This window comes from Arthrobacter ulcerisalmonis (assembly GCF_900609065.1).
Classification (GTDB): Bacteria; Actinomycetota; Actinomycetes; order Actinomycetales; family Micrococcaceae; genus Arthrobacter; species Arthrobacter ulcerisalmonis.
Window position 1 is genome coordinate 1 of record NZ_UXAU01000060.1, and the last position, 282, is coordinate 282.

Genomic DNA, 282 nt, shown 5'->3' on the forward strand with positions numbered 1-282 from the left:
TCGGCACGCGCGGCGAGGACCTCGTCGATCTTCCTCGCGGGGGTGGCGTGCGGGCAGGAACGCGGACGTGAAGACCTGTCCTCCATCCCGTCCCAGCCGTACTCCAGATAGCGTCGGAACCACCGGTGGGCGCAGGTCCGGGAGACACCCATTTCCTTCGCCACGTGGGCCACGGGGCGCCCGTCCAGAACACGCTGGACAAGGATGCCTCTACCGGCAGGAGTCAGACGGGCATTACGGTGGACCATGAAGACCTCTTAGTCGTTCGGTGTGTGTGGTAAC

1 protein-coding gene is annotated in these 282 nt (G+C 65.2%); it reads right to left on the reverse strand.

Features of this window, described 5'->3' with window-relative positions; genetic code table 11:
- The coding region (locus PSET11_RS16525) for a helix-turn-helix domain-containing protein (RefSeq protein ID WP_148088041.1) at window positions 1-248 on the reverse strand (248 nt) is incomplete at its 3' end.
- Window positions 249-282: the final 34 nt, after the last annotated feature.